This window comes from Lachnotalea sp. AF33-28 (assembly GCF_003477885.1).
GTDB lineage: Bacteria > Bacillota > Clostridia > Lachnospirales > Lachnospiraceae > AF33-28.
Genome location: NZ_QUEE01000005.1, coordinates 171,700 through 197,819, shown reverse-complemented (window position 1 = coordinate 197,819; position 26,120 = coordinate 171,700). Strand labels below are relative to the sequence as shown.

The following is a 26,120-nucleotide window of genomic DNA, read 5'->3' as shown; positions in this document are numbered from 1 at the left end:
TATAAATCCGCCTGCGGCGGGTCGCTTTAGCGACATAATACCTTCCCGCCGCAGTGCGATCCTTGCGGAGCATTTTAATTCAATAGGGCACGCTCTATTGAATTAAAAATAGCAGGAGAAACCAACTCTGTATCTGAGTTGCGTTTCTCCTGCTATTGGTGCGCTCCCGGATATCCTTGTGCATCCGGATGCCCAAACAGGTAGTTGACGCGTGCTGTTTCGCTATCCTCTTATATAACGCCGGCGGGAACTGCAGTCTGTGCATCTGTCCCCGCGGTTTTCTGCATAAACTGGATAATTTCCAGCAGCTGGCGGATGTCCACCCTCACCAGCTTCTTACATTTCGGACACTTCACCTCGATCTGACAACCGTCCTCCGCTACCAGATCAAACAGCCTGGCATTGCAGTCATTGCAATGATACGTAGATTCAATCATATTAACCGCCCCGCTTTCCTGACTTAAGCAGTCATCTTCAAACTTATGTTCCAAACATTTGTTCTGTATTTATTATAACGCTGACATTGTATCCTGTCAACATGTTTTTAAATTTATTTTCAGATTTTTCCATCCGCCGTAAATTCGCCGTCTTTTCTCTCACAGATATCATTCCACTGGCAGCCGCCGCAGATTTCCTTCCTCCGCCCTTTCTCCAGTATCCGTTCCTTCACCAGTCCGGCGAACTCTTCCCATTCCGTTTCCGCGCCGTCCGAGAGGCCGCACAGCCGCATCACCGCTGTGTCATATCCTTCTGTCAGCCCGGCGGTCTCACAGACTCCGTCCCGGTTGTTTGGGCAAAGACGGCATACCTCATCCGCACTGCAGATGACGCGGATGCGCGGATTGTCCTGCATCCTCTGTTTTACCAGCATCATATGGTGTACAAAACCGTCGCTGTAACCTTTACCTTCAAAATAAGCGATGCACATCCCATGATGTGCTCTGATTCTCACAATATCGGTATTTTCCATTTTTTTCTCCTTTGATCGTCTGATTCTTATCAACGGCAGGCTAATAGCAATGAAAACAATCACGTTTCCAGAATTCTTCTATAAAACAAATGCCGGAAGAATGCGGTCACATTCCCCCGGCGTATCTGCCCGGCGCTTCGTTTCTTTTTTTCTAAACACATGCGTATTTCCGCTCTATAGTCACGCCGCGGTTTATCTGATCCGGTTCATCACCGCCGACATTCTCCTGCCCAAAGCCAGCGCCATCGCAATTTTCACCAGATCCGGGATGATAAACGGAAACACACACCATCCCAAAACCGTTCCCAGGCCCACCGCACCGCTGTTCCTCGTATACACTAAAAGGAACCAGGCTGTCCCGAAGGCATAACAGACAATCAGTCCCAGGACCATAGCAAGCGCCAGCGCCCAGGTCTTTCTGCCAAGAAGTATTTCCAGCCCCCACATAACCAGCGCGGAAAACAAAAATCCTATGATATATCCGCCCGTGCTGGTGGCCAGTATGCCGATCCCTCCCGAAAATCCGGCGAACACCGGAAGGCCCACAGCTCCCATCAGTATGTAAACCAGGACCGCCAGGGTTCCTCTCCTGCCTCCCAGCACCCCGACAGACAGAAATACTGCAAAGGTCTGCATAGTAAACGGCACCGCCATCGGTATGGATATCCAGGAGCAAATCGCTATAAGGACTGCAAATAATGCGATAAACGCAATGTCATAAGTTTTATTTTTGACCGCTTCTGCTGTTGACATCATTTCCTCCGCTTTTTGTGCACCGCGCTGCAGCCTTCCGGTCCGTAACCCCGTTTTGCAGATCCGTCCGGAAAGAAAACGCAGCATCACAGTGCGCTGTTTTTAATATCGGAATAAAGAATACCATAACCGCTTCCAATTGTCAACCCAAATATTTTATTTGGTTTACATTCGGTTTTTATGTTTGCGGTAACTGTGAATACTACTGCGTTCTGCCTCCCAGATCCCGCCTGAACTGCCTGATCACAAAACCAAACGTATACACTGCCATAATCCCCGACACAGCAGGCGCTATGGCGCCGATCAGCAGCAGATTATCCGGGCACCAGGTATATGCCAGCCAGATCAAGGGCATGCGCAGGCAGAGAGCGCCAAAGCAGCAGCTGATCATGGTGAATACAGTTTTGGACCTGCCGTTTAAGTAACCGTTCAGTGAAAATACCACGCTCACAGCCAGATAATCAAAGCTGCAGGACCGGAAAAACGGAATGCCCTCACGAATCACAGCGCCATCGTCCGTAAATATGCCGATCATGGTCTGCGGGGACAGCTGCGCCCACAAAAAGAAACAGCCGGACGCCAGCACCGCAAAGATAAGGCCTGCGAATACCGCTGTCTTCACGCGCTTTGGCCTGCCGGCTCCATAATTCTGAGCGGTGAACGCAGCCAGTGCGCTGGCCATGGATGTGGCAGGCAGCATGGCAAACACATCGTATTTGCTGGCTACCCCCACTGCCGCTGCCGCGTTGACCCCCAGCCGGTTTACCACTGAGGTCAGATACAAAAAAGAAAGCCTGACCATGCACTCCTGCAGAGAGATCGGGATGCCCACCCTGGCCAGCTCCCCCGCCTTATGCCAGTCGATCCGGAAGTTTGCGGGAGTAAAGCGGAAGATAAAACGCTTATGGTTCAGGTAAACAATCGCACAGCACATGCTGACTCCCTGTGACAGGATTGTAGCCAGCGCCACGCCGCGCACGCCCATATCCGCATACTTCACCAGCAGCACATCTCCGATGATGTTCAGCACACAGGACAGCGCCACAAACAGCATGGGTCTTTTAGAATCCCCATAGCCCCGCAATATGGCGCTGACCGCATTATATCCGCAGATAAAAAATATGCCGCAGGCGCAGACTCTCACATACTCTCCGGCCAGTTCGAAGGCCTCCGACGGAGTTTTTAAAGCCGTCAGAATCGGATCGGTGAACCATAAAAAAAGTCCTGTCAGTATCACCGCCACGCCGGCAAACAGTGTCAGCGTAGTCCCGATTGTCTTTCTCGTCTGCTCTTCCTCACGCATGCCGGTATATTTCCCCACCAGAATGGTCCCGCCCAGCGTCAGCCCGGATATCATGCTGGTGATGATCTGGGTGACCTGAGTGCCCGTGGAAACCGCAGCCACGCTCTCCGATGAGCAGTAACGGCCGATTACCATCAGATCAACGGCGCCGTACAGCGCCTGAATGATATTCGCGATTAAAAAGGGAACGGAAAACCGCAGCAGCACTCCGAGCACGCCGCCTTCCGTCAGCAGATTTTCGTCTTTCATACTCTCTCCTCTTCCCGGGAGTCTTCATCGGGCGGTGAAATACCGCTCTCATCTCCCCCAATAAACAGGATAAACCTTCCAGCAGCTGGAAGGTCAAGTATAATTTTTTTCACAGTCGTAAAATGTAATATTAAACTGTAACGCTTGTAATTAGGTATGTCCTTTGCCCCATCTAAACTTGTGAAACACTAGAAAAACCTTTAAATCCGCCGATTTTCTTGCTATTTAATAGATTTTGTTGTATGTCTATACTTAGGAAGCACCCTTGATGTATCCGCTTTCTCTGACATACTGAAGGAAGCCCCTGCTTATGCGGACAACTGCACGGTCATAGCTGACAAGCTGTCCTTATCGGGCAGCTTCTTTTGATGGAAATATTATTCAATTTGAAATTAAATTGAGTAATGCCTGAACTTGCTCGTAAGCATCCCTTTTTATCATTGCCATATCTTCATCATCACTCAACTCCAAGAAATCAGCTACATCTTTGGGACCTGCATGGTCTGCAGAAGCAAATTTACCAGCCAGTTTCTCTTTCATTTCCTGTACAAGTTTTTTATCTTCGGCAGGTTGAAACTCTTTTGCCAGCTCATTTATACCACCTTTATAGTGCTTAATTAAAAAATAAATATCATAAGCATCTTTGGCCTTTCCTCTTCCCATTGCTGTCGCTTTCATAATCAGATAAGGAACTACCGCAACAACACTCACATTTGCCACATCTAAGGCTCCATCCGGTCTCTTTGCCTCCACATGTATTTTCTGTGCTGGAAAATCAAATGCAAAATTTCCACCTGTGGCCTTTAATGCCTTAATCCCCTGCACATGTTGACTTCTTCTTTTTTGTTGTGTCCCACCATACATTCCCGCCAAAATATCAACATCTACATCATAAGAAATTCCCTCTATCTCCACTGTTTTAACAAATGAAAAATATTTATCCGGATGCTCTCTGTATCCACAACTCTGCAGAATTCTTGACATATTCTGATATCCTTCATCCTGTAGTGTTAAATGATTGATTAGAACATCAACATCTACACTACCTATATGTCCCTCTCCCGGGAACATCAAATCTGGAACCCAGCCGCCTACAATCCGAATATCTTCCTCATACTCTTTAAAAATATTTACCAGTTCCACCAATATTCTGTGAGCTGCTTCCTTTTGTCCTTCTGAATAATCAATACTGCTTTTCAAATCTTCATCTCTTATCACTTAATAATCTCCTTTTTAAGGACTGCCTCCGCCATTTCTTCGCCTCGCCCTTTTAACTGTGTGCTATCCAAATATATCTGTAATGGTGACACAACCTTATCCTCTTGAATTATTCTACAGTCTTTTATATAAGAATCATTTTCTAATGTAAAGATAATCACATTCGCACCACTATCCACTTCTTTTAATTCTAAATAATTGATTGCTTCCTGTATGTCTTCCGGTGCTATATAGACATGCACTTTGTTATAACGAACTACTGGCGCATATCGGACTCCACCGGAAAAACCGGTAAGATAACTTTCTATCCCCATATCCTGCCTTAATTTTCTTAATTTTTTTTCCAAAGCTGCTGGATTTTCCAGACTATAGCAAGGATAAGAAGATACTTCCTTTTTACCATAGGTCTTACTCCATTCCTTTAAAACAGATTCTGGCTCAGAAATTTTATATCCTTCTGACGTTTTAACCGCCCATGCATTCTTGACCAAGAAATCCATTACTTTTGACACCTGACCAATACTACAGTTGACCTTCTCTGATAAATGCTTTAACTTCCATGCTTTAGTTAAATCTGCAAAAAGTTCCCGCAAAATTAAGGAAGATACCCTGGAAGATCTCCCGAATACTGAAACCGCACTGTTCTGCTTTGGCTGAAGATTTTTATTTCCCCGCTCTGACAAGTAAATTGAATGTCCAACAAACCAACAGTTCCCAGCATAATCAAAATACCCCATCCCATTTTTTTCACAAATTTCAGCTGTTCGCTCCGATATATAGGGCGACACTATAATATGGATTTCTTTTTCATTACTTTTCTTTTCAATCAGTTGCATTACTGTAGATGGATACACTTGCTGTACGGAATAAGCATGTATTTTAAATTCAAAGCCGTCATCCATCTCCACAGATGCAATAAATCCATTCTCTGTTTTACGACCTACTTCGTATTTTTGGATATTCGGAAGCTTAAGCATTTTACTTGCTACACATTCCATTCCTTTTCTATCATCAAGTTTCACTGTAATCACCACTTTCACTCTTATAGTGAAACCTATTATATCAGTGAAACTAAATCAAGTCAATAACTACTTATCCCCTGCTCCATAAGTAAGCTTTATAGCTTCAACGTCGCCATTTAAGGGATTTTGTAAGATATCGTTTCAAACTTATCTATTCACCCGCCTGACCGGGATCTGCAGCTCGGTCAGATACCTGGCCGTATCGTCCGTAAATCCGGAATCAATCCAGGTGATCTCCACCGAATCTCCGGCGCACACATAGCCCATCTCCGGCGCCGCATCCAGCAGGCGGCAGTAGTACTCTTCCGAGTGCCGATGGGTGCCGGAATAGGATATCGTCAAATATTCTCCGTCCGGCAGACAGCGGCACTCCCCCCGGTACCCGTCTTCCTCCTCCAGCAGCACAAAAATACCGGAAAAGCGGTCAAATTTCCGCTGAAGCAGGCGCTCGCAGGAAACAGAAACGCCGACCTTGCCAAGGAACATAACCGCCTCCAGGTTATTCTCCCTTTCCAGCTCCCTGATCGGATATTCCAGATCTTCCCCCTGCAGTATGTCCCGGCGAAGGAAGACAATGCGGCGTTTTGGCAGGCTGCAGAGACGGATCCGGCCGGTCTCGGCACCGACCGCATCGGCAAGGCATGACAGCCGTTTTTCCAGCTTATGTTCAATACCGCGCAGATTTTCAATCTTGATTCTGGTCTCTTCCAGCTGTTCCTCCATGATCCGGCGGATCGTCGCGGTATCTTTATTTTCAAAAAAACGGCGAATTTTTTCCAGAGGCATATCCAGAGCCCTCAGATATTTGATTGTATTTAAGCGCTCAAACTGGCGCGTGGAATAATAACGGTACCCTGTAACCGGATCGGTGCTTTCCGGCTTCAGCAGTCCGATCTCATCATAATACCGAAGCGTCTTGGCGTTTATGTGAAAAAGGTTCTGCATTTCCCCTACGGTAAAAAGCTGTTTCATCTGGCATACACTTCCTTTGGATATAGTATATCATCCGTTGCTGTACTCGACTACTGAAAACGTCCCGCGCAAGACAGGGCCGGAACAGTAACATCGTTCGCTACTGTTCACAGTTAGCGAATAATTCCCGCGTATGAGAGGGCAGGGTGTAAACAGTAACATCATTCGCTCCGAATCCTGTGAAGCAGTCCATCTCCTCTTGTGAAATCTGGTTTTTATTGATATAATGTCGGCAGACATTATATCGTGCTGATTTTCGTCTGCGCAGCAGACTCTTACTTCTGAAAATCATGCGCATCCCCCGGAGGGGCATGTCAGCTTGCTGACATGATATAATGTCGGCAGACATTATATCGCGCTGATTTTCGTCTGCATAGCAGACTTTTACTTCTGAAAATTATGCGCATCCCCCAAAAGGGGCATGTCAGCTTGCTGACTTGATATAATGTCGGCAGACATTACATCGTGCTGATTTTCGTCTGCGCAGCAGACTCTTACTTCTGAAAATCATGCGCATCCCCCAAAAGGGGCATGTCGGCTTGCTGACATGGCTGCAATGAGAAAAGGTGCCGCCTCCCGGCGCAGAAACGAGGATACAGAATGGACTCTCGCAACCTCACCCTGCTGACAGATCTCTACGAACTGACCATGATGCAGGGTTATTACAAGGAAAACCGAAACCAGACCGTGGTATTCGACGTATTTTACCGGTCCAATCCCTGCAGCGGCGGCTATGCCGTCATGGCGGGCGTGGACCAGCTCATGGACTACATCAGGGGGCTCAAATTCGGCCCCGATGAAATCAGCTACCTTCGCAGCACCGGATTCTTCGATGAGGATTTTCTCGAATACCTCGCGGACTTCCGTTTCTCCGGAGATATCTACGCCATACCTGAAGGCAGCGTAATCTTCCCCCGGGAACCGTTAGTGAAGGTGGTTGCTCCGATCATGGAAGCGCAGCTGGTGGAAACAGCCATTCTCACCCTGATCAATCACCAGAGCCTGATCGCCACCAAGGCATCCCGTGTGGTCTATGCCGCCAATGGCGACGGTGTTATGGAATTCGGTCTGCGGCGGGCGCAGGGACCTGATGCCGGCACCTACGGGGCCAGGGCCGCCATGATCGGCGGGTGTATCGGCACCTCCAACGTGCTGGCCGGCCAGCTCTTCGATGTACCGGTAAAGGGGACCCACGCGCACAGCTGGATCATGAGCTTTCCCGACGAGCTGACGGCCTTCAGGACTTATGCCCGGCTCTATCCGGACGCCTGCCTGCTGCTGGTGGATACATATGATACATTAAAGTCCGGTATCCCCCACGCGATACGCGTATTTCAGGAGATGAAGGCGGCCGGCCGGAAGCTTAAGTTCTACGGCATCCGCATGGACAGCGGAGATCTTGCCTATCTGTCCAAGGAAGCCAAAAAGATGCTGGATGCCGCCGGCTTTACCGACGCCGTGATCTCCGCCTCCAGCGACCTGGACGAATATCTGATCCAGAGCCTTAAGAATCAGGGCGCGGCCATCAATTCCTGGGGTGTCGGCACCAACATGATCACCTCCAACGACTGCCCCGCTTTCGGCGGCGTCTATAAGCTTGCGGCAGTATTGGATGAAGCGTCGGGAAAATTCATCCCCAAGATCAAAATTTCCGAAAATACGGAAAAGGTGACCAATCCCGGCAATAAGACGGTCTACCGCATCTACAGCCGCGCCACCGGCAAGATCATCGCCGATCTGATCGCCCTTGCGGATGAGAAATACGAAGAGAGCAATCCCCTGCTGCTGTTTGATCCGGTGGATACCTGGAAGAAGACCTATCTGCGCCCGGGTGAATACCGGATGTGTGAGATGCTGGTTCCGGTCTTTCAGGGCGGCCGCTGTATATACACTTCTCCCAGCGTTATGGAAATCCGTGACTACTGCGCCGCACAGCTGGATACATTATGGGATGAGACCCGCCGTCTGGTCAATCCCCATCAGGTACATGTGGACCTGTCCCATGAGCTCTATCATATGAAAAACAGGCTCTTAGACCGCATGAATTCATTAAATCAGATGCAGGAGGTTTGATATGCTGCGTTTTATTATCGTCGCAACTTTTGTAGTGCTGTTCTTGATCTTTTCCATCCCGATCATGCTCGTGGAATGGATCATCGGCAAGTTTAACCCCGATCTTAAGGGCCGCAGTTCTCTGGCCATTGTGCAGTGGGCGTTTCGCGTGATCATCGTCCTGTCCGGCACAAAGGTGAACGTAATCGGCAGGGAAAATATCCCTGATGACCGGGCAGTGCTCTATGTGGGCAATCACCGCAGTTACTTTGATATCGTCATCGGATATACGCTGATTAAGGGCCAATGCGGATTTGTGGCCAAAAAGGAAATGGAAAAGATTCCGCTGTTAAGCATTTATATGAAATATCTGCACTGCCTGTTTCTGGACCGTGAAAATATCAAGGAAGGCTTAAAAACCATCCTGGTGGGCATCGACAAGATCAAGAACGGGATATCCGTCTGGATCTTTCCCGAGGGCACAAGGAACAAGGCCGAACAGGAGACGGATCTGCTGGACTTCAAGGAAGGCAGCATGAAGATGGCCGAAAAGACGAAATGTCCGATCATCCCCGTCGCCATCCATAACACTGCGGACATATTTGAAAAACACATGCCCCGGATAAAGCGGCAGGAAGTCACCTTCCGTTTCGGTGAACCCATCGATATCGCATCGCTGGACAAGGAACAGAAGAAATTTCTCGGCGCCTATACCCGCGGCCGGATCATAGAGATGCTGGAAGAATTTTAAAGGGTCCTTCTAACGGGCCTGCCCCGCTCCGCAGTATTTCGCCATATAAGCGGTGGGCGTCATGCCCACCCTTTTTTTAAACAGCTGGGAAAAATACTGGGGATTCTTTCCGCAGCCCACCTTCTCCGCGATGTCCTGTATCTTATCCCCGGACATCATATATTCTTTGGCCTTTCGAATCCTCACATCCGTCAGATAATCCGAAAATTTGCGCCCGGTCTCCCTGACAAACTTCTTGCTCACATAGTCCACATTCATATACAGGCAGTGTTCCGCAATATAGTTTAACGTCAGATTGGAGTTTTGAAGGTTGTTCTCCACATATTCAAAGATCTGCCTGGTCATGGCGCAGTAAGAGCTCTCCTGCCGGGGTTCGGCCAGCATCTCGCTCAAATGGGAAATCACCATCTGCTTAAGCCTGCCGATATCCGTCTCCTCGTTGGCCTTAGCCAGCCACTCCGTCAGGCGGATCGTGGACAGGGATGCATCATCCAGCGCAGCCTTTAGCATAAGGCTGCCGGAAAGCTGCCGCAGAAAATCGATATCGTCAATCCCCGACAGGATCTCCGACATCCTGTCCATGTCCCCGGCGCTGCCCTGCCGGATCTGCTGGTACAGCCGTCCGGTCTCCTCAATAATATAGTTATAGTTGCAGGTGTAGATGCTGTGGAAATTATTGATATAGTAGATGTTGCTGTAACGGGTCAGTTTGGCCAGAACTACGCGCAGCAGCTCCTGAAGGCTGTCATAGGCCTCCCCCGCAAGCTCCAGCGTCACATGCTGGGTTTCAAAGTCAAGCCCTCTGATATACCCGGTAAACTCCTTGTAATCCTCTGAAAAGCTCTTGAAAAACAGCAGCAGCGTATTGCTCACATATACGCCGTGCAGAGTCACCTGAGGCATGTGGCTTAGACAGTACTGTCTAAGCTCTGCCAGAAACGGCTCCAGGCTCTCCCGTTCCAGATAATATACATAAAACAGCTGATAGGCGGTCCCGTGAAAATCCATATAGGGCTCATATTCCTCCAGAATCTCTTCCCACCGCCTGTCCTGCCCCATGCTCTCGCCGATGATGCTGGACATAATGTTATGCTGCATATTGTTGGTGAGCAGGTACTGGCTGTTCTCCAGATTCCTGGCCTGTTTCCGCGCATAACAGTCCTTTGAGACCTCCCTTATGGCCTCCTCAATCTTGGACTGGCTGCAGGGCTTGAGCACATACTGCTTCACGCCGTATTTCATGGCCTCCTTGGCGTATTCAAACTCTCCGTAGCCGGAGAGAATGACAAACTGTGTATCCAGGTCCGTCTCCGATATCTTCCGGATCAGCTCCAGCCCGCTCATTCCCGGCATCTTGATATCGGTCAGCACGATGTCCGGCGATTCATCGATAATCATATCATAAGCCTCAAGTCCGTTGGAGCATAAGCCGATCAGTTCTGCGTCCAGGCTCTTCCAGTCTATTAAGTTTGATATTGTCTCTCTGATGACCCTCTCGTCATCCGCAATGATCAGTTTCAGCATCCGCATCCCCCTCTTCCCCGGTAATATATGGCATCCGTATCTCCGCCACAGCCTTTTCGTCCTCATTATAGAGCGTGAGCCCATATTCCCTGCCATACATCAGCTTGATGCGCTCGTCGATGTTGATCAGCCCTATGCCAAATCCGTTGGGCTTGATCTGGGAAGAACGCAGCTTTAAAAGCAGATCCTCTTCAAACTGTGATCCGTCATTTTTCACATGGATGACCAGCGTATGATCCGTCCGGTCATGTTCAATCAGTATCCCAATGCTGCAGAACTCCGTGCTTTCCTCCAGGCCGTAGTTGATGGCGTTCTCCACCAGCGGCTGTATGATCATCTTCGGTATCCTGGCGCCGTACAGCCCCTCCTCACAGGTGATGCAATACTCCAGACGGTCCTCAAACCGGTATTTCTGAATCGTGATATACGCGGTGATGATCTCCAGCTCCTGCTTCAGATCCAGAATGGAATTAGTTTTGCTAAGCGTCGCCCTAAGCAGGGTGCCCAAGGATTCCACCATGCAGGAGATCTCCCCGTTGCCTGCGGCCTTCGCCCGCCAGTTCACGGATTCCAGCGTATTGTACAGAAAATGAGGATTGATCTGCATCTCCAGCGCTTTGAGCTGAGCGTCCTTTTTCCAGAGCTCATTCACATAATTGACCTGTATCAGCTCCCTGATCTTTTCCGCCATGCTGTCAAACTGACGGTTCAGCAGTCCAAACTCGTCCCGGCGGCGGCTGTAGTCATACGCATTTTCAATCACAGCGTTTTCATCCGCACTGAAAGCCTGCATCTTGCGCACCAGCTGGTTGGTATGCCTGCTGATAAAAGCGATCATGGATTCCGAAAATACCACCGACAGCAGCACGCTGATCACCAGCATCACGATGCTGATCATCTTAGCCAGCGAAACCGTATGAAAGATCGGATCGTAGGACACATAGCAGGCATAGGTCCAGTTAAATCCTGGAATCGTGTTGGATACGGCAAAATACCGGTGTCCGTCCACCGTCATTATCGCGTACTTCCCATCAGCAATCTGCTCCATGCCCTGCCGGACCGACTCGGACAGATCCGTATGATTATAAATAATCCGGTCATCCGCCAGGATATAATACTGCGCGTCCTCATACATGCCCTCATTGAAATTCAGGGAATCCATGAGCCCGTTTAAATCCACGGACACGATCAGCGTGCCCAGCTCCTCCAGGTTGGAGCTCTGGATGTACTTGAACAGGCGCCCCATAAACAGCCCGTATTCATCGCTGTAATCCGAGATCCAGACCGGCCTGCCGTCCCCTTCATGGGCAGCCTCCAGCACATGGGACTCTATGTGATCCGGCGTTTTCTGAGATCCGAGATAATTGGAATAGGTAATAAATTCCTCGTTATTCAGTGTGATATATCCGATATAATTGGATTTGTACTGCTGATAGTATTCCAGCACCGTAGCGGCGAGGTTTCTGTAGGCCTCAGTCCTGATTCTGGGATTTTCCGAATGCTTCACCGAAGCCAGGTTGCTCTGCACATTGGCGTCGGAGAGCATCAGTCCTGACATGGTTTCAATGTTGGCCAGATAAAAAGATACGGTGGTGGCGGAATAGGAAAGATTGCGGGCAAGGGTATCCTGGAGCAGACGGTTGTAGGCCGACGTGGCCAGCTGCAGCCCGGAAATTCCCGCACAGGATACCAGTATGATGGAAAAAAGCACAATATACAGTATTTTTCGTTTCAAAGAAATGCCGGCCAGGACATGCCCAAGCCTGTTTAAAATTCTGTTCATATCGCTCCCCCTGCGAACTGTATGCGGCCCCTTAGAAGCCGCGGCTGCCCGGCCATCCGGCCGCTCAACACTATTATAATAAGAAAAGAGTGCAGGAATTGCAAGTTTTTGTCTGCAAGAAGCCGGATTTTTAATGCAGGACACCGGAATTTTTTATTAATTTATCCGAAGCCGGATGTTACAATGGGTCTACACCAACAGTGAGAGGGAGGTAGACTATGACAAAGAAGGAAAGAGTGATACGGGCGATCCGGCAGGAAGAAACGGACTGTATACCGTCTTGCTTTTCCATGCATTTCCCAGCAGAATGCGCCAATGGGGAAAATGCGATCAGGGCGCATCTGGATTTTCTGGAACAGACCGATGTGGATATCCTGAAGATCATGAACGAAAACCTGGTATCAAGCGGCTATGATCTGAACAGCCGTGAGGACTATGAGAGGTTTCCGGCCATTTCCGCAGAAGATCCGTTTATGCAGACACAGCTGAATCTGGTTAAAAGGATACTGGAGAAGACTCCGGACGACTGCTTCACCATCGGCACGCTGCACAGCGTGGGAACTTCCGCCATGTATCATCCGTTCAAAAGGATGGGTTACGGATACGACCAGTCCAGGAGCGTATTTGATGCGTGGATGAAGGAAAATCCCGCCAAAATGCTGGATGCCGTCAAACGGATTACCGACGGGCTCTGCGGGCTGGCGGCAAAATACATAGAAGCCGGTTTAGACGGTGTATTCGTAGCTTCTCTGGGAGCTGAGAGGCGTTTCGGCCTGACGAAAGAGCAGTTTGACGAATGGGTGGCTCCTTACGATCAGATGATCATGAAAGCTGTGAAAGATGCGGGAGGATACTGCTTCCTCCATGTATGCAACCGGGATGTCAATCTGGATTACTACAGGGATTACGATGAAAATCTGTATGATGTTGTGAACTGGGGAACATTTGAAGTGCCCTGTTCCATGAAAGAGGGCCGCGAAATCTTCCACGGCAGAACGGTCATGGGCGGCCTGGCGAACCGGGTCGGGGTGCTGGCCTCCGGCAGCGAAGAAGCGCTCTGCACAACCATTGAATCCGTAGTCAATTCCTTTGGCAGAAAAGGCCTCATACTGGGAGCCGACTGTACCGTCGCCACGGAACAGGATTTATCAAGGATCCGCCTGGCTGTAAATACAGCCAGAAGATTATAAACAAACTATGATGCACACAGATGTGTGCGCAGGTCATCAGCCTCCGGCCGGTGACAGGAATGGAAGGAGAACAGGACATGAAAAAAAGAGTATTGGCAATCTTTATGGCACTGGTTCTGGCCGCAGGCCTGACCGGCTGCAGCAGCAACAATGCCTCTGAGACCACCTCATCCAAACAGGAAGAGACCACAAAACAGGCGCAGTCAGAGGGCAAGGATGAAACCACCGCTGTCACAACCGCCGCTTCCGGCGAAGCGCTGGAGCTTTCCATCACATGGTGGGGCAGCCAGACGCGCGCTGACCTGACACAGGAAGCGCTGACACTTTATGAATCCTTAAACCCCGGAGTAACCTTTGACGGACAGTTTCTCTCCGGCGCCGATTACTGGAACAAGCTGGCCACCTCTGCCGCCGGACATACCATGGCGGATGTGATCCAGATGGATAAAGCTTATATCCAGCAGTATGTGGACAACGGCATGCTGGTAGACCTGCAGCCCTATGTGGACAGCGGCGTCATCGATTTATCCAATGTAGACCCCAGCGTACAGGAATTCGGACGCATCGGTGACGGCCTCTACGCGATCTGCATCGGCGTAAACTCTCCCGCGCTGTTCTACAACAAGACCCTGCTGGACGAAAACAGCATTGAAGTAAAAGACAACATGACCATGGATGAATTCCTGGAAATCTGCAGACAGGTTTACGAGAAGACCGGATACAAGACAAACCTGCAGTATAACAACGGTACATCCTGGATGGATTTCTATCTTCGTTCCTTCGGCGAAGCCACCTTTGCTGACGGCAAGATCGGAGCATCCGAGGAGAACATCGCTTCTTTCTTTAACCTGTATAAGATAGGCATCGAAGAGGGATGGCTGGTTGATCCCAGCGTATTCGCAGAGCGCACCATCGGACAGCCTGAGCAGGAACCTCTGGTTTACGGCTCCGATCCCAGCAACATGTCCTGGTGTGCATTCTACTTCTCCAACAACATGGCATCCATCACCAATGCGGCTCCTGAAGGAATGGAAATCGGCATCACCACATGGCCTTCCGATGACGCTGTAAAATCCAACTTCTTAAAGCCCAGCATGTTCTTCTCAGTTTCTGTGGACAGCGAGCATCCGGAAGACGCAGCAAAGCTGATCGATTTCTGGACCAACTCTGTGGACTGCAACAAGATCCTGCTCGGTGAAAGAGGCGTTCCGGTTTCATCCGTAGTAGCTGACGCAATCGCTGCCGACATGAGCGCCACCGATCAGATGGTAGTGGAATACATCAACAACGTAGTTACTCCCAAATGCTCCGCTATGAGCCCCGCATCTCCCAACGGCGCAACCGAAGTCTATGACCTGGTTTACAAGCTGGAAGAGAAGGTTTGCTATCAGGAGATGACTCCGGAAGATGCTGCCAAAGAGCTGATGACCCAGGGAAATAAAATTCTCGAAAGCAAACAGTAAATCATACGGGCTGCCGCGCTGCTTACTGGCGGCAGCCCTTTTTGTACCCAAAAACGGCCGGAACCGGTGCAGGATTCCCGGTCTGCGGCCGTCTTGCAGGGTGCGGAAATGAGGATGAATGAATATGAAAAAATCAATGACTGCGCTGAAACAGCATCTGAATAAAAACAGCACCGCAGGCGTCGTATTCGCCCTGCCCTTTATCATCGGCTTCACGATGTTTATGATTGTCCCCATGGGAATGTCCCTCTATTATTCTTTCTGTGAATTTGAAATACTCGGCGCTCCGAAATTTATCGGTATCGAGAACTACATCAAGATGTTTACAGAAGATGAGACCTTCTACAAATCCATCTCCGTAACCTTTTTCTACGCGCTTGTGTCCGTGCCTTTAAGGCTGACCTTCGCCCTGATCGTAGCTCTGATCCTGTTGAGAAATACAAAGGCCACCGGCTTTTACCGGGCCGCTTACTATCTGCCCTCCATCATCGGCGGTTCCGTTGCCATATCCATCCTGTGGAAACGCCTATTTGCAGAGGACGGCACCTTCAACCATCTGCTGCAGGCCATCGGCGTCAACTCCCATTTTTCCTGGCTCGGCAACAAAAACACCGCCATATGGGTGCTGATTTTACTGGCCGTATGGCAGTTCGGATCCTCCATGCTGATCTTTTTATCCGCTTTAAAGCAGATACCTTCTTCTCTGTATGAAGCTTCCCGCGTGGACGGCTCCGGCAAGGTAAACCAGTTTTTCCGCATCACGCTGCCCCTGCTGACCCCTACGATCTTCTTCAACCTGGTTATGCAGATGATCAGCGGTTTCCTGGCATTTACCCAGTGCTTTATCATCACCCAGGGAAGACCCATGAGCTCCACGCTGTTCTACAGCGTATACATGTACCAGCAGTCCTTTGAATTCTATAACACCGGCTACGGCGCGGCAATGGCGTGGGTAATGCTGATCATCATCTCCGCGATCACCGCCATTTTGTTCAAAACCAAGAAGCTGTGGGTTTATGAAGGAGGTTTCTGATAAATGAAACATAAAAAAATCGTCCGCAGGACCGTATATCACATCCTGGTGTGTCTGGGAGCATTTGTCATGGTTTATCCGCTGCTGTGGATGCTCATGAGCTCCTTTAAGGAGACCAACACCATATTTACCACCGCCAGCGAGCTGATCCCCAGGAAATTCACTTTGGCAAACTATGCCACGGGCTGGAAGGGCTTTGGGAAAATCCATTTCGGTACCTTTTTTAAGAACTCCGCGTTCATAACCATACTGGCCACTGCCGGGACCGTGCTGTCCTCGGCATTTGTCGCCTACAGCTTTACCAGATGCAATTTCAGGGGCAAGAAGATCCTGTTCGCAGCCATGCTGGTTTCCATGATGCTGCCGGCACAGATCCTGATGATCCCACAGTATCTGTGGTACCAGAAGCTGGGATGGATCGGTTCCTATCTGCCGCTGATCGTTCCTTACTGCTTTGCCATCCAGGGATTCTTTGTATACCTGATCATGAACTTTATAAACGGTATCCCCAGGGAACTGGATGAGGCAGCCAAGATTGACGGATGCTCCTACTACACCATATTCTTCCGCATCATATTGCCGCTGGTGGTTCCGGCGCTGATCACCGCTTCGATCTTCTCCTTCATATGGAGATGGGAGGACTTCCTCTCACCGCTGCTTTATGTGGGCAAGACAGAAATGTATCCGATCAGCCTCGCGCTGAAGCTCTTCTGCGACCCAGCCTCCACGTCGGATTACGGCGCCATGTTTTCCATGTCCATACTGTCCATCCTGCCGCTGATCGTGATCTTTATACTGCTGCAGAGGTATCTGGTGGATGGGATTGTGTCATCCGGTATTAAAGGTTGATGAAAAAACGGATAAAGAAGGTGACGGAAGTTGGGATTTGACGCATTAGATGAAATTGACAGGTGGATTGCGGACCGTGAAGAGGAATTTGTGGAGGACGTGCGCAGCCTGATACGGATTCCCAGCGTGTCCGTGACGGGAGATAAGTCCTTTGTATACGGAAAGGGCTGTAAGGATGCGGCGGACCGCATGATTGAAATTGCAGAAGCCTATGGGTTTAAGGCACAAGACTGCGGCGGCCGCTGCGTAAAGGTCAGCTACGGCGAATACGCAGAAGGAAAGCCTGACGTAGAAATATGGGGCCACCTGGATGTGGTCCCGGAGGGCGACGGATGGAAATATCCCCCCTATGAATGCACGAGAATTGGGGATTACCTGATCGGAAGGGGCATCGGAGACAACAAAGGGCCTCTGATGATCGTTCTGTACAGCATGCGCTGGCTGAAGGAGCACGGCGTGAGTTTAAACTATAACTTAAGCCAGCTCTGCGGGCTGGCTGAGGAAACCGGCATGGAGGATGCTTCCTGGTATCTCAGCCAATACCGGGCGCCGGATTTCGCGTTTATCTCCGACTGCCGCTTCCCGCTGTGCCATGGGGAAAAGGGCAGATGTACGATGACTTTTATAAGTGACGGGGTTCCAAACGACTTGCTGGAACTTGAGGCTGGCATTGTGGTCAACAGCGTTGCCGAGACGGCAACAGCCCTGCTGAAAGGAAATCATGAGATAAATACCGGTATAACTGAGTTTTACCCCATAACCTCGAACGCCGTTTATGCGGAAACAGAATACACGGGCGGCAATACAAAAGTGACTGTGCATGGCATCGCTGGACACGCAGCGGCTCCGGAAAAATGTATCAACCCGGTGGGAATTCTGGCAGGTCTTCTGGACCGCTGCGACAGCCTTTCGGCCCGGACGCGGACCTTTATGGCATTTCTGGAATCGGCATGCAGGGACGGTTACGGCACAGGGCTGGGTATCGCCTGTGAGGACCCGGTCTTTGACAGGATGACCTGTGCGGGGACGCTGCTGCGCCTGGATGCCGGCGGCATCCGCCTAAGCTTTGACATGCGATACCCTCCCTCTCTGCCCATCGGAGATACCTTAGATGCGGCGGATCTGGAAGCCAGGCGTTTCGGTTTTCATCTGGAAAGCTCCCATCACCGGGACGGATATTACCAGGACCCGGAAACCCCGCAGATCCAGGCTCTCATAAAGGCTTATGAGACAGTGCGAAAGGACGGAGCAAAACCCTATGTCATGGGCGGCAATACCTATGCGGGCCTGTTCCCTCATGCCGTGGCCTTCGGCCCGGCCATCCCGTCGGACTATTCCGCGCTGAATCTGCCGCCGGGCCACGGCGGAGGGCATGCCTGCGATGAGGTGCAGCTGCTTAGCAGCTTCAGGCAGGCCATCAAGATCTATATACTGGCGCTGCAGAACCTCAGTGAAGTCATGCAGCCCTAGAGCGTGCTAGTGCTAGGGTACCGGCACATTTACGTTTAGACTAACCGTGCTGTTTTCAGCGCACCAGCATCCTCCGCACATCGGGGATCGCATGCAGCACGGTAAACAGCACCGTAGAAATCACGAGACCGCCGATGCCCTGGACCAGATTGGAGGGCACGCTGGCAAACGCCGCTCCGGCTCCGTAAAGGGGAATCTCGCAAAGAAAATACCCTCCCGCCACCAGCGCGACATCTATAAGGCCGCATACTGCAACCGCAGGATGCGGCTTATTAAGTTTGCCGGCCAGCCTGCGGTAAGCCAGGTTGGAAAGCAGCGCGATCACACCTTTTATAGCGAAGGTAATCGGCACATAGATGAAATATCCGCCCAGCAGATCCGCCATGCAGGAACCGATGCCCGCAGCCAGAAACGCGCAGCCGGGGCTTAAAAAGATACCGCTTAGGATCACGATAGCATCTCCCGGATGGATGTATCCTCCGGTGCCCGGCGTTGGGATACGGATTACCATCGTGGCAGCACAGGCCATCGCAGCGAACAGTGCCGTTAAAACCAGATTTTTTGTTTTACTCATAAGGATACCTCATTTCTGCATATAGCTTGTTAATGCTTCATATATGCTACACTATAATACAGATATGGCCTTTTAGAAATATCCAGTTTTGCGAATATCGAGCAGTCCAGTTGTGTCTTGCTCCCCGCAGTTCCCGGCACTTAGGTATCCTTTAAATTCAATCATTCCCGGCTCTTAAGAGCGGCATGATACAGATCCCTGAAATATGCATTGCTCTCCAGCAGCTCATCAAACTTTCCCTGACCCACAATCCGTCCCTGTTTAAAGACGATTATGCGGTCGAAATTTCTCACGGAGCTTAAGCGGTGGGCGACGGCGATCAGCGTCCTGTGCGCCAGCAGCCGCACCAGCTCTTCCATCACGGCTTCCTCGGTGAGATTATCCATCGCGGAGGTAGCTTCATCCAATAAGGTTATCTGATTCTCTTCAAACCAGAGTCTGGCCAGCGCCAGGCGCTGTTTTTCCCCGCCGGATAGCAGCATCCCCCGCTCTCCGACCATAGTGTCAAGCCCATCCCCGCTGTTCTTTATGACATCGGAGAGCGAAACCCGCATAAGCGCGTCCAGCAGGCGTCCGTCTTCAATCTCCCGTTCAAACACGAGATTCTCTCTTACAGTTCCGTCAAATACCGGAGCGTCCTGGGAGATATAGCTCATCCGTCCGTACAGGCTGTTAAGGCAGAGGTCTTTTACTTCTTTTCCGTCCAGCTTTATGCTGCCCTGGCCATATTTTAGGAGCCCCGCGATGAGCTTGACGAGGGTGGACTTTCCGGAACCGCTCTCACCGACAAAGGCCACCTTCTCGCCCGGCTTCACCGTCAGGCTAACGTTATCGAGCACCTTTCGTTCCCCATATCGGAACGCCAGGGAATCCACCTCTATGCCTCCCTCCAGGTGATCAGCCACCGTTCCTTTTTCCAGCCGTTCATCCTCCTTGCTGTCCAGGAATTCCTCAAAACGCTTAAAGCCCTCCCGATCCAGCTTATACTCCACAAACAGCACATTAAATATGGCGATGGGAGTATAGGCGTTGTTGATCAGCGTGATCAATGCCACCGCAGCCCCCACCGTTATCTCCCCGCACTTCCACGCGTAAATGAGTATGCCTGTTTCCAGAACGGCAACGATCAGCGCAAAAATCGTAAAAAAGGCTTCATGGATCATCTTCATTTTCGCCTTGCCGTCCACGATCTCCCGCGCTGCTGCGCCAGCCTTTTTTATCTCCGCGGGAAACCGGCGTTCCATACGGAATACCGTCAGCTCCATAAAGCCCCTCACCAGATAGTGGTTCAGCTTTTCTTCATTGGAGAGGATCTTCTCTTTGATCTGATACAGCGCCTTTAGAAGCAGGTTGGTAATAATAAAAACTGCCGCGTAGCCGCACAGGATCGCCCAGGTAATCGGCCTGCTGATCCTCCATATAAAAAAGATGCAGAAGCAGACCGTCGGCAGCAGCTGCCTCACCAGGCAGAGCCAGAAATCAAAGATCATATTTCTGCCGGCTTCCGCCCCATTTTCAATGCGCTGTGTCAGCCGCCCGGTCCCCATCGCCTGATATTCCTGATAGTCGATGCGGCTGATCTTCTGCAGTGCAAGGAGCTTGAAATCCATGTATATTCCATGTCTCAGCTTTTCATCCGGATACACGTCCAGATAATTCATGCAATAATTTACGGCCAATATTGCGCCGTAGAACATCAGACTGCCAAAAAGCAGCGTCCCATCCGCCAGTCCGTCCACCACCCGCTGAAAATAATCCGCCTGGTAATTTGCCAGAAAAGCGTTAACCACGCCAAAAGCTATATAAACAATGACCCATATTCTGTTTTTAGATATTACTTTTTTTATATAACGCATCACTGTACCCCTTTTTCCTATATTTTTTCAGGTAATCTGTCCGCTGTCAGGCTCAATCCATGCATAGGAATGCACGCCTTCGGGCATGTCTGGGTTCAGTACAGCTGCGTCTGTCAGCAAGTTTCTATCCGCTCAGCACAATCTGCCAACAGTTAACGTCAACTGTACTGAGTAGTTATCTCGGAGCTTTCTCATCCTCCGGTCCCTCCTTTATTTCTGCTCTCATAGCCGTGAGCATCTTTTTAAAGTATAACACAGATCGCAGTCCAGCGCAAAATTACAAAATCAGGCAGTTGCTTTATCAACTGCCTGATCAAAAAGGTCTGACATATGAGCACTGGCATATGACCGTTTTCATTTAACACCCGCCCGATTTCAGCGCCTCCACCACCGCCTCCGCCGACCGCTCCGTCACCTCAATCGTGAGCTTCGGCTCATTGATATCGGCCAGATAATGGGCGTCTGAATTGCTGACAATCCGGCATTTCTCCAGATAGGGGTTCTCCCTTTTCAGGCGGTGCAGGTGACTCAAGTCTTTCAGTTCCGCACAGGTAAACCGGCTGTCCGGCGGCACGAAGCCTAAGTTGGCGATCAGGCTGTTGGCGTTTTTATCGATATGGGCGGGAAACATCACCCCGCCGTAGGAATCCGCCAGCTCCCAGAGTCCGTCAAAGGAGATATCCGCGCTGTTGATCAGAAGCAGCGGTACTTTTCCACAAATCCGATCCTCACCGTCGTAGATCTCCTGCTTGCCGAAGATGCTCTCATCGTTAGGAAACGGCATCAGCCGCTCATATACATAGGCGTCAAACGCCATGGCCTGCTCCAGCTTCGGAAACAGGCATACCGCGTGCACCTCTTCCGAGGTGCAGATCTCCATGCCCGGAATGGCCAGCACGCCGTAGGCTTCGGCCATCTCCAGCACGGCGGGACAGTTCTTGCAGGAGTTGTGATCCGTAACCGCGATCACATCCAGCCCCTTCACCGCCGCCATGCCGGTTATATTGGCCGGTGTCATATCATCATCCCCGCATGGGGACAGGCAGGAATGAATGTGCAGGTCATAATACAGGCTAAGCATTCAGCATCCGGTAGATCTCCAGAGCCGCTTCGAAGATGGGCATCTCCGTCTTCAGCACTGTGATCTCCTGTTCCTTCGCTTTTTTTACCGCTGTCTCATCCAGCTGCGTGCCTTCGGCCATGATCACACAGGCCGCGTCCGCCAGGGATGCTACGGCCAGAGTGTTCATATTCCCCATTACCGTCACCCAGGCGCAGCCCTCCGGCGCTCTCCCCATAGCAATGCTTAGAAGATCACAGCAGAAGGGCTTCGTGATCCCGCGGGCCGTATCCCCGCCCACATTGACAGTGCCGAATTTTCCTGAATCTATCAGATTTTGAACGGTCATCCTTTCCTCTTTTCCGCGCTGATGTACAGCGCATCTGCGGCATACAGCCGGTTATTCATCATCATCGTCATCCTTATTGTCCAGAAGGGACATCTCGCTGGATATCCGCTGGATATATTCCTTCAGTATATTCAGAGTTTCCTGGCCGCCGTTTCCGCCGGCCGCCAGATCGTCCGCCAGAATCGAAACCTCCTCCGAAAGGCGGTGCAGATTTTCTCTTAAATAATATACGCAGTCATTCTCACTGGCGTCGCCCCGCACGATATCCTCCGCCAGCGCCTTGCAGGTGGGCGCTCCGCAGGAACCGCAGTCCAGGCCGGGCAGTTTTTTACACAGCCTCTCCACCTGGTTGAGCATCGAAAAGCTCTCCATCATGTTGGAGCCCAGCCTAAAGACCGGCTCATACTGCACCTCCTTCGTCCAGTGCAGAACGGCTTTCGAAACATTTCCCATATGGCTGCGGGCCACCGGCATATACTTGCGCAGCCTGTTGAGCTTCACCTCCGCCACATACGGATTCTCCACGGTCAGCACTCCGCCCACGCAGCCGCCGTTGCAGGCGTTCAGCTCCACAAACTGCAGATTCGTAAATTTCTGATCCTCCAGATCCTCCAGCACGCGGATCACGTTCTCGATGCCGTCCGCCGCCAGATAGCTCTCAGTCAAAAGCCCGCCGGCCTCCCCTCCGCTGCGGCCCCAGCCGATGCCGATCCTGCCGGACATCACCAGTTCCGGGGATTCGTTTCCCACACCCTTCATGTAAGAGAGCAGCTTCGGATACACATCCTTGATGGCCAGCACATGGTCCACTTCGCTTTTCTCCGTGCCCAGAGGCGACCTCACATAAGTCACCTTGGACGGGCAGGGCGATATGAAGATGATGCCGATCTTCTCTCTTGGCAGGCCGGTCTTCTCCATAGCCCTCCTGGCCGCCAGTATGGCTGCCACCTCGATCGGGGGATTCAGCGGCAGCATATGCGGGATCAGGTTGGGAAACCTGACGCGGATCAGCCTGACCACCGACGGACAGGCCGTGCTGATGATGGGCAGCTGCTCCTGATGGGTTTCTATGTACCTCCTGGTCGCTTCCGAAACCAGCTCCGCCGCGGCGCTGACCTCAAACACATCGTCAAACCCCATCATGACCAGCGCGGCCAGCACAATATTGACATCATCCAGATTGTTAAACTGACTGTACAGGCTCGGAGCCGGCAGAGCCACCGTATACTCATAGTCCTTTAAGACATCCAGTTTATCATAAACAGCATGCTTCGCGTGATGCGGGCAGACCCGTATGCATTCGCCGCAGTCAATGCAGAATTTGCTGTTAATCTGCGCTTTTCCTCCCCGGACCCTGATCGCCTCTGTGGGACATCTTTTAATGCAGTTGATGCAGCCCTTGCACAGCTCCGGATCCAGGCGCACCGAATGGTAAAATTTGTCCATTGCCCCAACCCCCTTGTCACCTCACTATATAGTTACCCTCATGGTGATTGTCGTACCCACCCCCACAGTTGTATCGATCACCATGTCATCGGAATATTTCTTCATATTGGGCAGCCCCATGCCAGCTCCAAATCCAAGCGAACGGATGTCATCCGGCGCCGTGGAATAACCGGCCTGCATGGCCAGATCCACATCGGGAATGCCCGGGCCCTTATCCGCCAGCACCATCTTGATCTCGCTGGGCGATATTTCCACCGTAATCCTGCCGCCTTCGGCGTGTATCACCATGTTGATCTCCCCCTCATACATGGCGATGGCCACCTTGCGCACAGCCTCTGGATTCACGCCCATCTGCTTAAGCTTGCTCTTCACATCGCTGCTGGCTTCTCCGGCCCTGGTAAAATCATCCGGAGAAACTTCATAATTTAATGTAATCACATCATCCATCAGATCGCACCTCCGTGCAGCCCGGCTTCATAGAGCATGCCGCAGGCGGAGAACATGCGGTGTCCGGTTGCCAGAATGATCAGCCCCCTCTCCTTTGCCATCTCCAGCATGGCCTCATCCGGTTTTTTGCCCCTGACAAAGATCAGGCAGACGATATCCAACATCTCCGCGGTACGGATCACCTGAGGGTTGCACAGCCCCGTCAGCAATACCGAATGATCCTTGGAAAAAGCCAGCACATCGCTCATCATATCGGACCCGCAGGCGGATCTGACCTCTCTGTCCAGATATTCCTCCCCAACCAGTACCCGGGCTCCCAAAACATCGCGTACATCCCTTACAGTCATATATGCCTCCATTCTCTGTCACCAACCGCAGGTTGATGACCTGCGCGGTTTCGGCGCATTATTGATATTTATTTAACAATTGATACTAAGATTGATCTCAGTATAACATTTTCATTGTCAATAATCAACAGAAGGCTCATTTTGATAAGGCTTTTCAGTTGCAAATTATTGTGGATTTTCTGGATGTTTCGTGGTAGAATATTATGAAGATTGCACCCACCCCTCTAATTGAGTTTGTGAAAATGTTAACTTTTCCCTCAACCTGCGGCAGTAGGTGCAAAATGACTTGCTACATGCCATGCGTCGCAAGTATATCTGCCTGATGCGCAGTTATGAAGTATAATGAGGAGGTTAAACAATGGCTTGCAAAAAACAAGGTGTTCCTTTTGCAGGAACAGAAGAGCAGAGGGATGAGCTGTTAAAAGTGATTTCCGAGCTCAAAGATGAAAAAGGAGCTTTAATGCCGATCATGCAGAAGGCTCAGGAGATCTATGGCTATCTTCCGATTGAAGTACAGGCTATGATTTCAGATGAAACCGGCATTCCGCTGGAGAAGGTCTATGGAGTATCCACATTCTATTCCCAGTTCGCCCTTCAGCCAAAGGGTAAGAATCAGATATCCGTCTGTCTGGGAACCGCGTGCTACGTGAAGGGTTCCGGAGAGATCTTCAAAAAGCTGGAGGAGCTTTTGGGCATCACCAATGGGGAATGCACCCCCGACGGAAAATTCTCACTGGATTCCTGCCGCTGCGTAGGCGCCTGCGGACTGGCTCCGGTCATGATGATCAACGGTGAAGTTTACGGCAGGCTCACCGCGGATGATATCCCGGGTATCATTGCCAAATACGAATAGTTATGATGACGGAAATTTCATTAAATGTGCTGGATGTGGCGGAGAATTCCACTAGGGCCGAAGCGAGTCTCATCGAGATCAGCGTGCTGACCGATACGTCGGAGGATACCATGACCATCATCATTAAGGATGACGGCTGCGGCATGACGCCGGAACAGGTCGCCCATGTGGAGGATCCCTTTTTCACCACCAGAACCACCCGCAAGGTTGGGCTGGGCGTGCCCTTTTTTAAATACGCGGCGGAGAGCACCGGAGGCTCTTTTAAGATAGATTCCACCCCCGGCATCGGTACCGCCGTAACCGCAGTTTTTAAACTGTCCCACATCGACCGCATGCCTCTGGGAGATATAAACAGCACTGTACATACGCTGATCACGTTTCACCCGGAGACGGATTTTCTATATAATTACCGGTATAATGACCGTTCTTTTGTTCTGGATACAAGGCAGTTCCGGCAGATCCTGGGCGATGTTCCCTTAAACAGCCCCGAGGTCTCCGATTATATCATGGACTATTTGACTGAAAACAAGCAGGAAACGGATGGCGGCGCCATCCTGTAGGAAATTCCGGCGCAATATGCCGGACA

At 50.8% G+C, this 26,120-nt stretch carries 25 protein-coding genes; 9 read left to right on the top strand and 16 right to left on the bottom strand.

Features of this window, described 5'->3' with window-relative positions; all coding sequences use genetic code 11:
* Positions 1-230 precede the first annotated feature (230 nt).
* From DWZ56_RS09180 to DWZ56_RS09150, 7 genes are all read right to left on the bottom strand, one after another.
* Positions 231-437, bottom strand: coding sequence for a hypothetical protein (locus tag DWZ56_RS09180; protein ID WP_147369408.1), 207 nt, complete (start codon positions 435-437; stop codon positions 231-233).
* 119 nt (positions 438-556) lie between these two features.
* Positions 557-970, bottom strand: coding sequence for a DUF1284 domain-containing protein (locus DWZ56_RS09175; RefSeq protein ID WP_118556263.1), 414 nt, complete (start codon positions 968-970; stop codon positions 557-559).
* A gap of 192 nt (positions 971-1,162) precedes the next feature.
* Positions 1,163-1,723, bottom strand: coding sequence for a biotin transporter BioY (locus tag DWZ56_RS09170; protein WP_118556452.1), 561 nt, complete (start codon positions 1,721-1,723; stop codon positions 1,163-1,165).
* Positions 1,724-1,925: 202 nt separating this feature from the next.
* Positions 1,926-3,275: an MATE family efflux transporter gene (locus DWZ56_RS09165; protein WP_118556261.1), complete on the bottom strand. Its 1,350-nt coding sequence runs from the start codon at positions 3,273-3,275 to the stop codon at positions 1,926-1,928.
* Between the two features lie 381 nt (positions 3,276-3,656).
* The gene (locus tag DWZ56_RS09160; protein ID WP_118556259.1) at positions 3,657-4,493 is read right to left on the bottom strand and encodes a hypothetical protein; all 837 of its coding nucleotides are present in this window, start codon (positions 4,491-4,493) and stop codon (positions 3,657-3,659) included.
* Positions 4,490-5,515 (bottom strand): type IV toxin-antitoxin system AbiEi family antitoxin, encoded by a 1,026-nt coding sequence (locus DWZ56_RS09155; protein WP_147369407.1) that lies wholly within the window; start codon positions 5,513-5,515, stop codon positions 4,490-4,492. Before DWZ56_RS09155 ends, DWZ56_RS09160 begins: the two co-directional genes overlap by 4 nt.
* 147 nt (positions 5,516-5,662) lie before the next feature.
* Positions 5,663-6,487, bottom strand: a complete 825-nt coding sequence (locus DWZ56_RS09150; RefSeq protein WP_118556255.1) for a MerR family transcriptional regulator — start codon at positions 6,485-6,487, stop codon at positions 5,663-5,665.
* A gap of 600 nt (positions 6,488-7,087) precedes the next feature.
* Here DWZ56_RS09150 and DWZ56_RS09145 point away from each other — a divergent pair.
* The gene (locus DWZ56_RS09145; RefSeq protein WP_118556253.1) at positions 7,088-8,560 is read left to right on the top strand and encodes a nicotinate phosphoribosyltransferase; all 1,473 of its coding nucleotides are present in this window, start codon (positions 7,088-7,090) and stop codon (positions 8,558-8,560) included.
* Between the two features lies 1 nt (position 8,561).
* The gene (locus DWZ56_RS09140; protein WP_118556251.1) at positions 8,562-9,290 is read left to right on the top strand and encodes a lysophospholipid acyltransferase family protein; all 729 of its coding nucleotides are present in this window, start codon (positions 8,562-8,564) and stop codon (positions 9,288-9,290) included.
* Between the two features lie 9 nt (positions 9,291-9,299).
* Here DWZ56_RS09140 and DWZ56_RS09135 read toward each other — a convergent pair whose 3' ends face one another.
* Together DWZ56_RS09135 and DWZ56_RS09130 are read right to left on the bottom strand one after the other, a co-directional pair.
* On the bottom strand, positions 9,300-10,814 hold the full coding sequence (locus tag DWZ56_RS09135; RefSeq protein ID WP_118556249.1) for a response regulator transcription factor: 1,515 nt from the start codon (positions 10,812-10,814) through the stop codon (positions 9,300-9,302).
* Positions 10,789-12,597, bottom strand: coding sequence for a cache domain-containing sensor histidine kinase (locus DWZ56_RS09130; RefSeq protein ID WP_118556247.1), 1,809 nt, complete (start codon positions 12,595-12,597; stop codon positions 10,789-10,791). The genes DWZ56_RS09135 and DWZ56_RS09130 overlap by 26 nt, the downstream gene beginning before the upstream one ends.
* Positions 12,598-12,815: 218 nt before the next feature.
* Here DWZ56_RS09130 and DWZ56_RS09125 point away from each other — a divergent pair, with 218 nt between their 5' ends.
* The 5 genes from DWZ56_RS09125 to DWZ56_RS09105 all read left to right on the top strand — a co-directional run bounded on the left by DWZ56_RS09125 (position 12,816) and on the right by DWZ56_RS09105 (position 18,602).
* Entirely contained in the window at positions 12,816-13,787 is a 972-nt protein-coding gene (locus DWZ56_RS09125) for a uroporphyrinogen decarboxylase family protein (RefSeq protein WP_118556246.1), read from the top strand.
* A gap of 77 nt (positions 13,788-13,864) precedes the next feature.
* Complete coding sequence (locus DWZ56_RS09120) at positions 13,865-15,250, top strand: ABC transporter substrate-binding protein (RefSeq protein ID WP_118556451.1); 1,386 nt, start codon at positions 13,865-13,867, stop codon at positions 15,248-15,250.
* Positions 15,251-15,386: 136 nt separating this feature from the next.
* Entirely contained in the window at positions 15,387-16,283 is an 897-nt protein-coding gene (locus DWZ56_RS09115; RefSeq protein ID WP_118556450.1) for a carbohydrate ABC transporter permease, read from the top strand.
* Positions 16,284-16,286: 3 nt separating this feature from the next.
* Positions 16,287-17,132, top strand: coding sequence for a carbohydrate ABC transporter permease (locus DWZ56_RS09110; RefSeq protein ID WP_118556244.1), 846 nt, complete (start codon positions 16,287-16,289; stop codon positions 17,130-17,132).
* A gap of 30 nt (positions 17,133-17,162) precedes the next feature.
* Complete coding sequence (locus DWZ56_RS09105) at positions 17,163-18,602, top strand: Sapep family Mn(2+)-dependent dipeptidase (protein WP_118556242.1); 1,440 nt, start codon at positions 17,163-17,165, stop codon at positions 18,600-18,602.
* Between the two features lie 55 nt (positions 18,603-18,657).
* Here the strand turns inward: DWZ56_RS09105 and DWZ56_RS09100 are convergent, their stop codons facing one another.
* The 7 genes from DWZ56_RS09100 to DWZ56_RS09070 form a co-directional block, all read right to left on the bottom strand.
* Positions 18,658-19,176 carry an ECF transporter S component gene (locus DWZ56_RS09100; RefSeq protein ID WP_118556240.1) on the bottom strand — a complete coding sequence of 173 codons (519 nt, stop codon included), beginning with the start codon at positions 19,174-19,176 and terminating at the stop codon, positions 18,658-18,660.
* Between the two features lie 161 nt (positions 19,177-19,337).
* A complete protein-coding gene (locus tag DWZ56_RS09095; RefSeq protein ID WP_118556238.1) occupies positions 19,338-21,032 on the bottom strand; it encodes an ABC transporter ATP-binding protein in 1,695 nt (564 codons plus the stop codon).
* A gap of 358 nt (positions 21,033-21,390) precedes the next feature.
* Positions 21,391-22,113, bottom strand: coding sequence for a PHP domain-containing protein (locus DWZ56_RS09090; RefSeq protein ID WP_118556236.1), 723 nt, complete (start codon positions 22,111-22,113; stop codon positions 21,391-21,393).
* Complete coding sequence (locus DWZ56_RS09085; RefSeq protein ID WP_118556234.1) at positions 22,106-22,441, bottom strand: hypothetical protein; 336 nt, start codon at positions 22,439-22,441, stop codon at positions 22,106-22,108. The genes DWZ56_RS09090 and DWZ56_RS09085 overlap by 8 nt, the downstream gene beginning before the upstream one ends.
* A 51-nt stretch (positions 22,442-22,492) precedes the next feature.
* Entirely contained in the window at positions 22,493-23,887 is a 1,395-nt protein-coding gene (locus DWZ56_RS09080; protein ID WP_118556232.1) for a [Fe-Fe] hydrogenase large subunit C-terminal domain-containing protein, read from the bottom strand.
* A 24-nt stretch (positions 23,888-23,911) separates the two neighbouring features.
* Entirely contained in the window at positions 23,912-24,334 is a 423-nt protein-coding gene (locus DWZ56_RS09075; protein WP_118556230.1) for an ATP-binding protein, read from the bottom strand.
* Positions 24,334-24,681 (bottom strand): DRTGG domain-containing protein, encoded by a 348-nt coding sequence (locus tag DWZ56_RS09070; RefSeq protein WP_118556228.1) that lies wholly within the window; start codon positions 24,679-24,681, stop codon positions 24,334-24,336. Before DWZ56_RS09070 ends, DWZ56_RS09075 begins: the two co-directional genes overlap by 1 nt.
* A 358-nt stretch (positions 24,682-25,039) precedes the next feature.
* Between DWZ56_RS09070 and DWZ56_RS09065 the strand changes: the two genes are divergently transcribed.
* Positions 25,040-25,534: an NADH-quinone oxidoreductase subunit NuoE family protein gene (locus DWZ56_RS09065; RefSeq protein ID WP_118556226.1), complete on the top strand. Its 495-nt coding sequence runs from the start codon at positions 25,040-25,042 to the stop codon at positions 25,532-25,534.
* A 2-nt stretch (positions 25,535-25,536) separates the two neighbouring features.
* Positions 25,537-26,094 carry an ATP-binding protein gene (locus DWZ56_RS09060; RefSeq protein WP_118556224.1) on the top strand — a complete coding sequence of 186 codons (558 nt, stop codon included), beginning with the start codon at positions 25,537-25,539 and terminating at the stop codon, positions 26,092-26,094.
* Positions 26,095-26,120 lie beyond the last annotated feature (26 nt).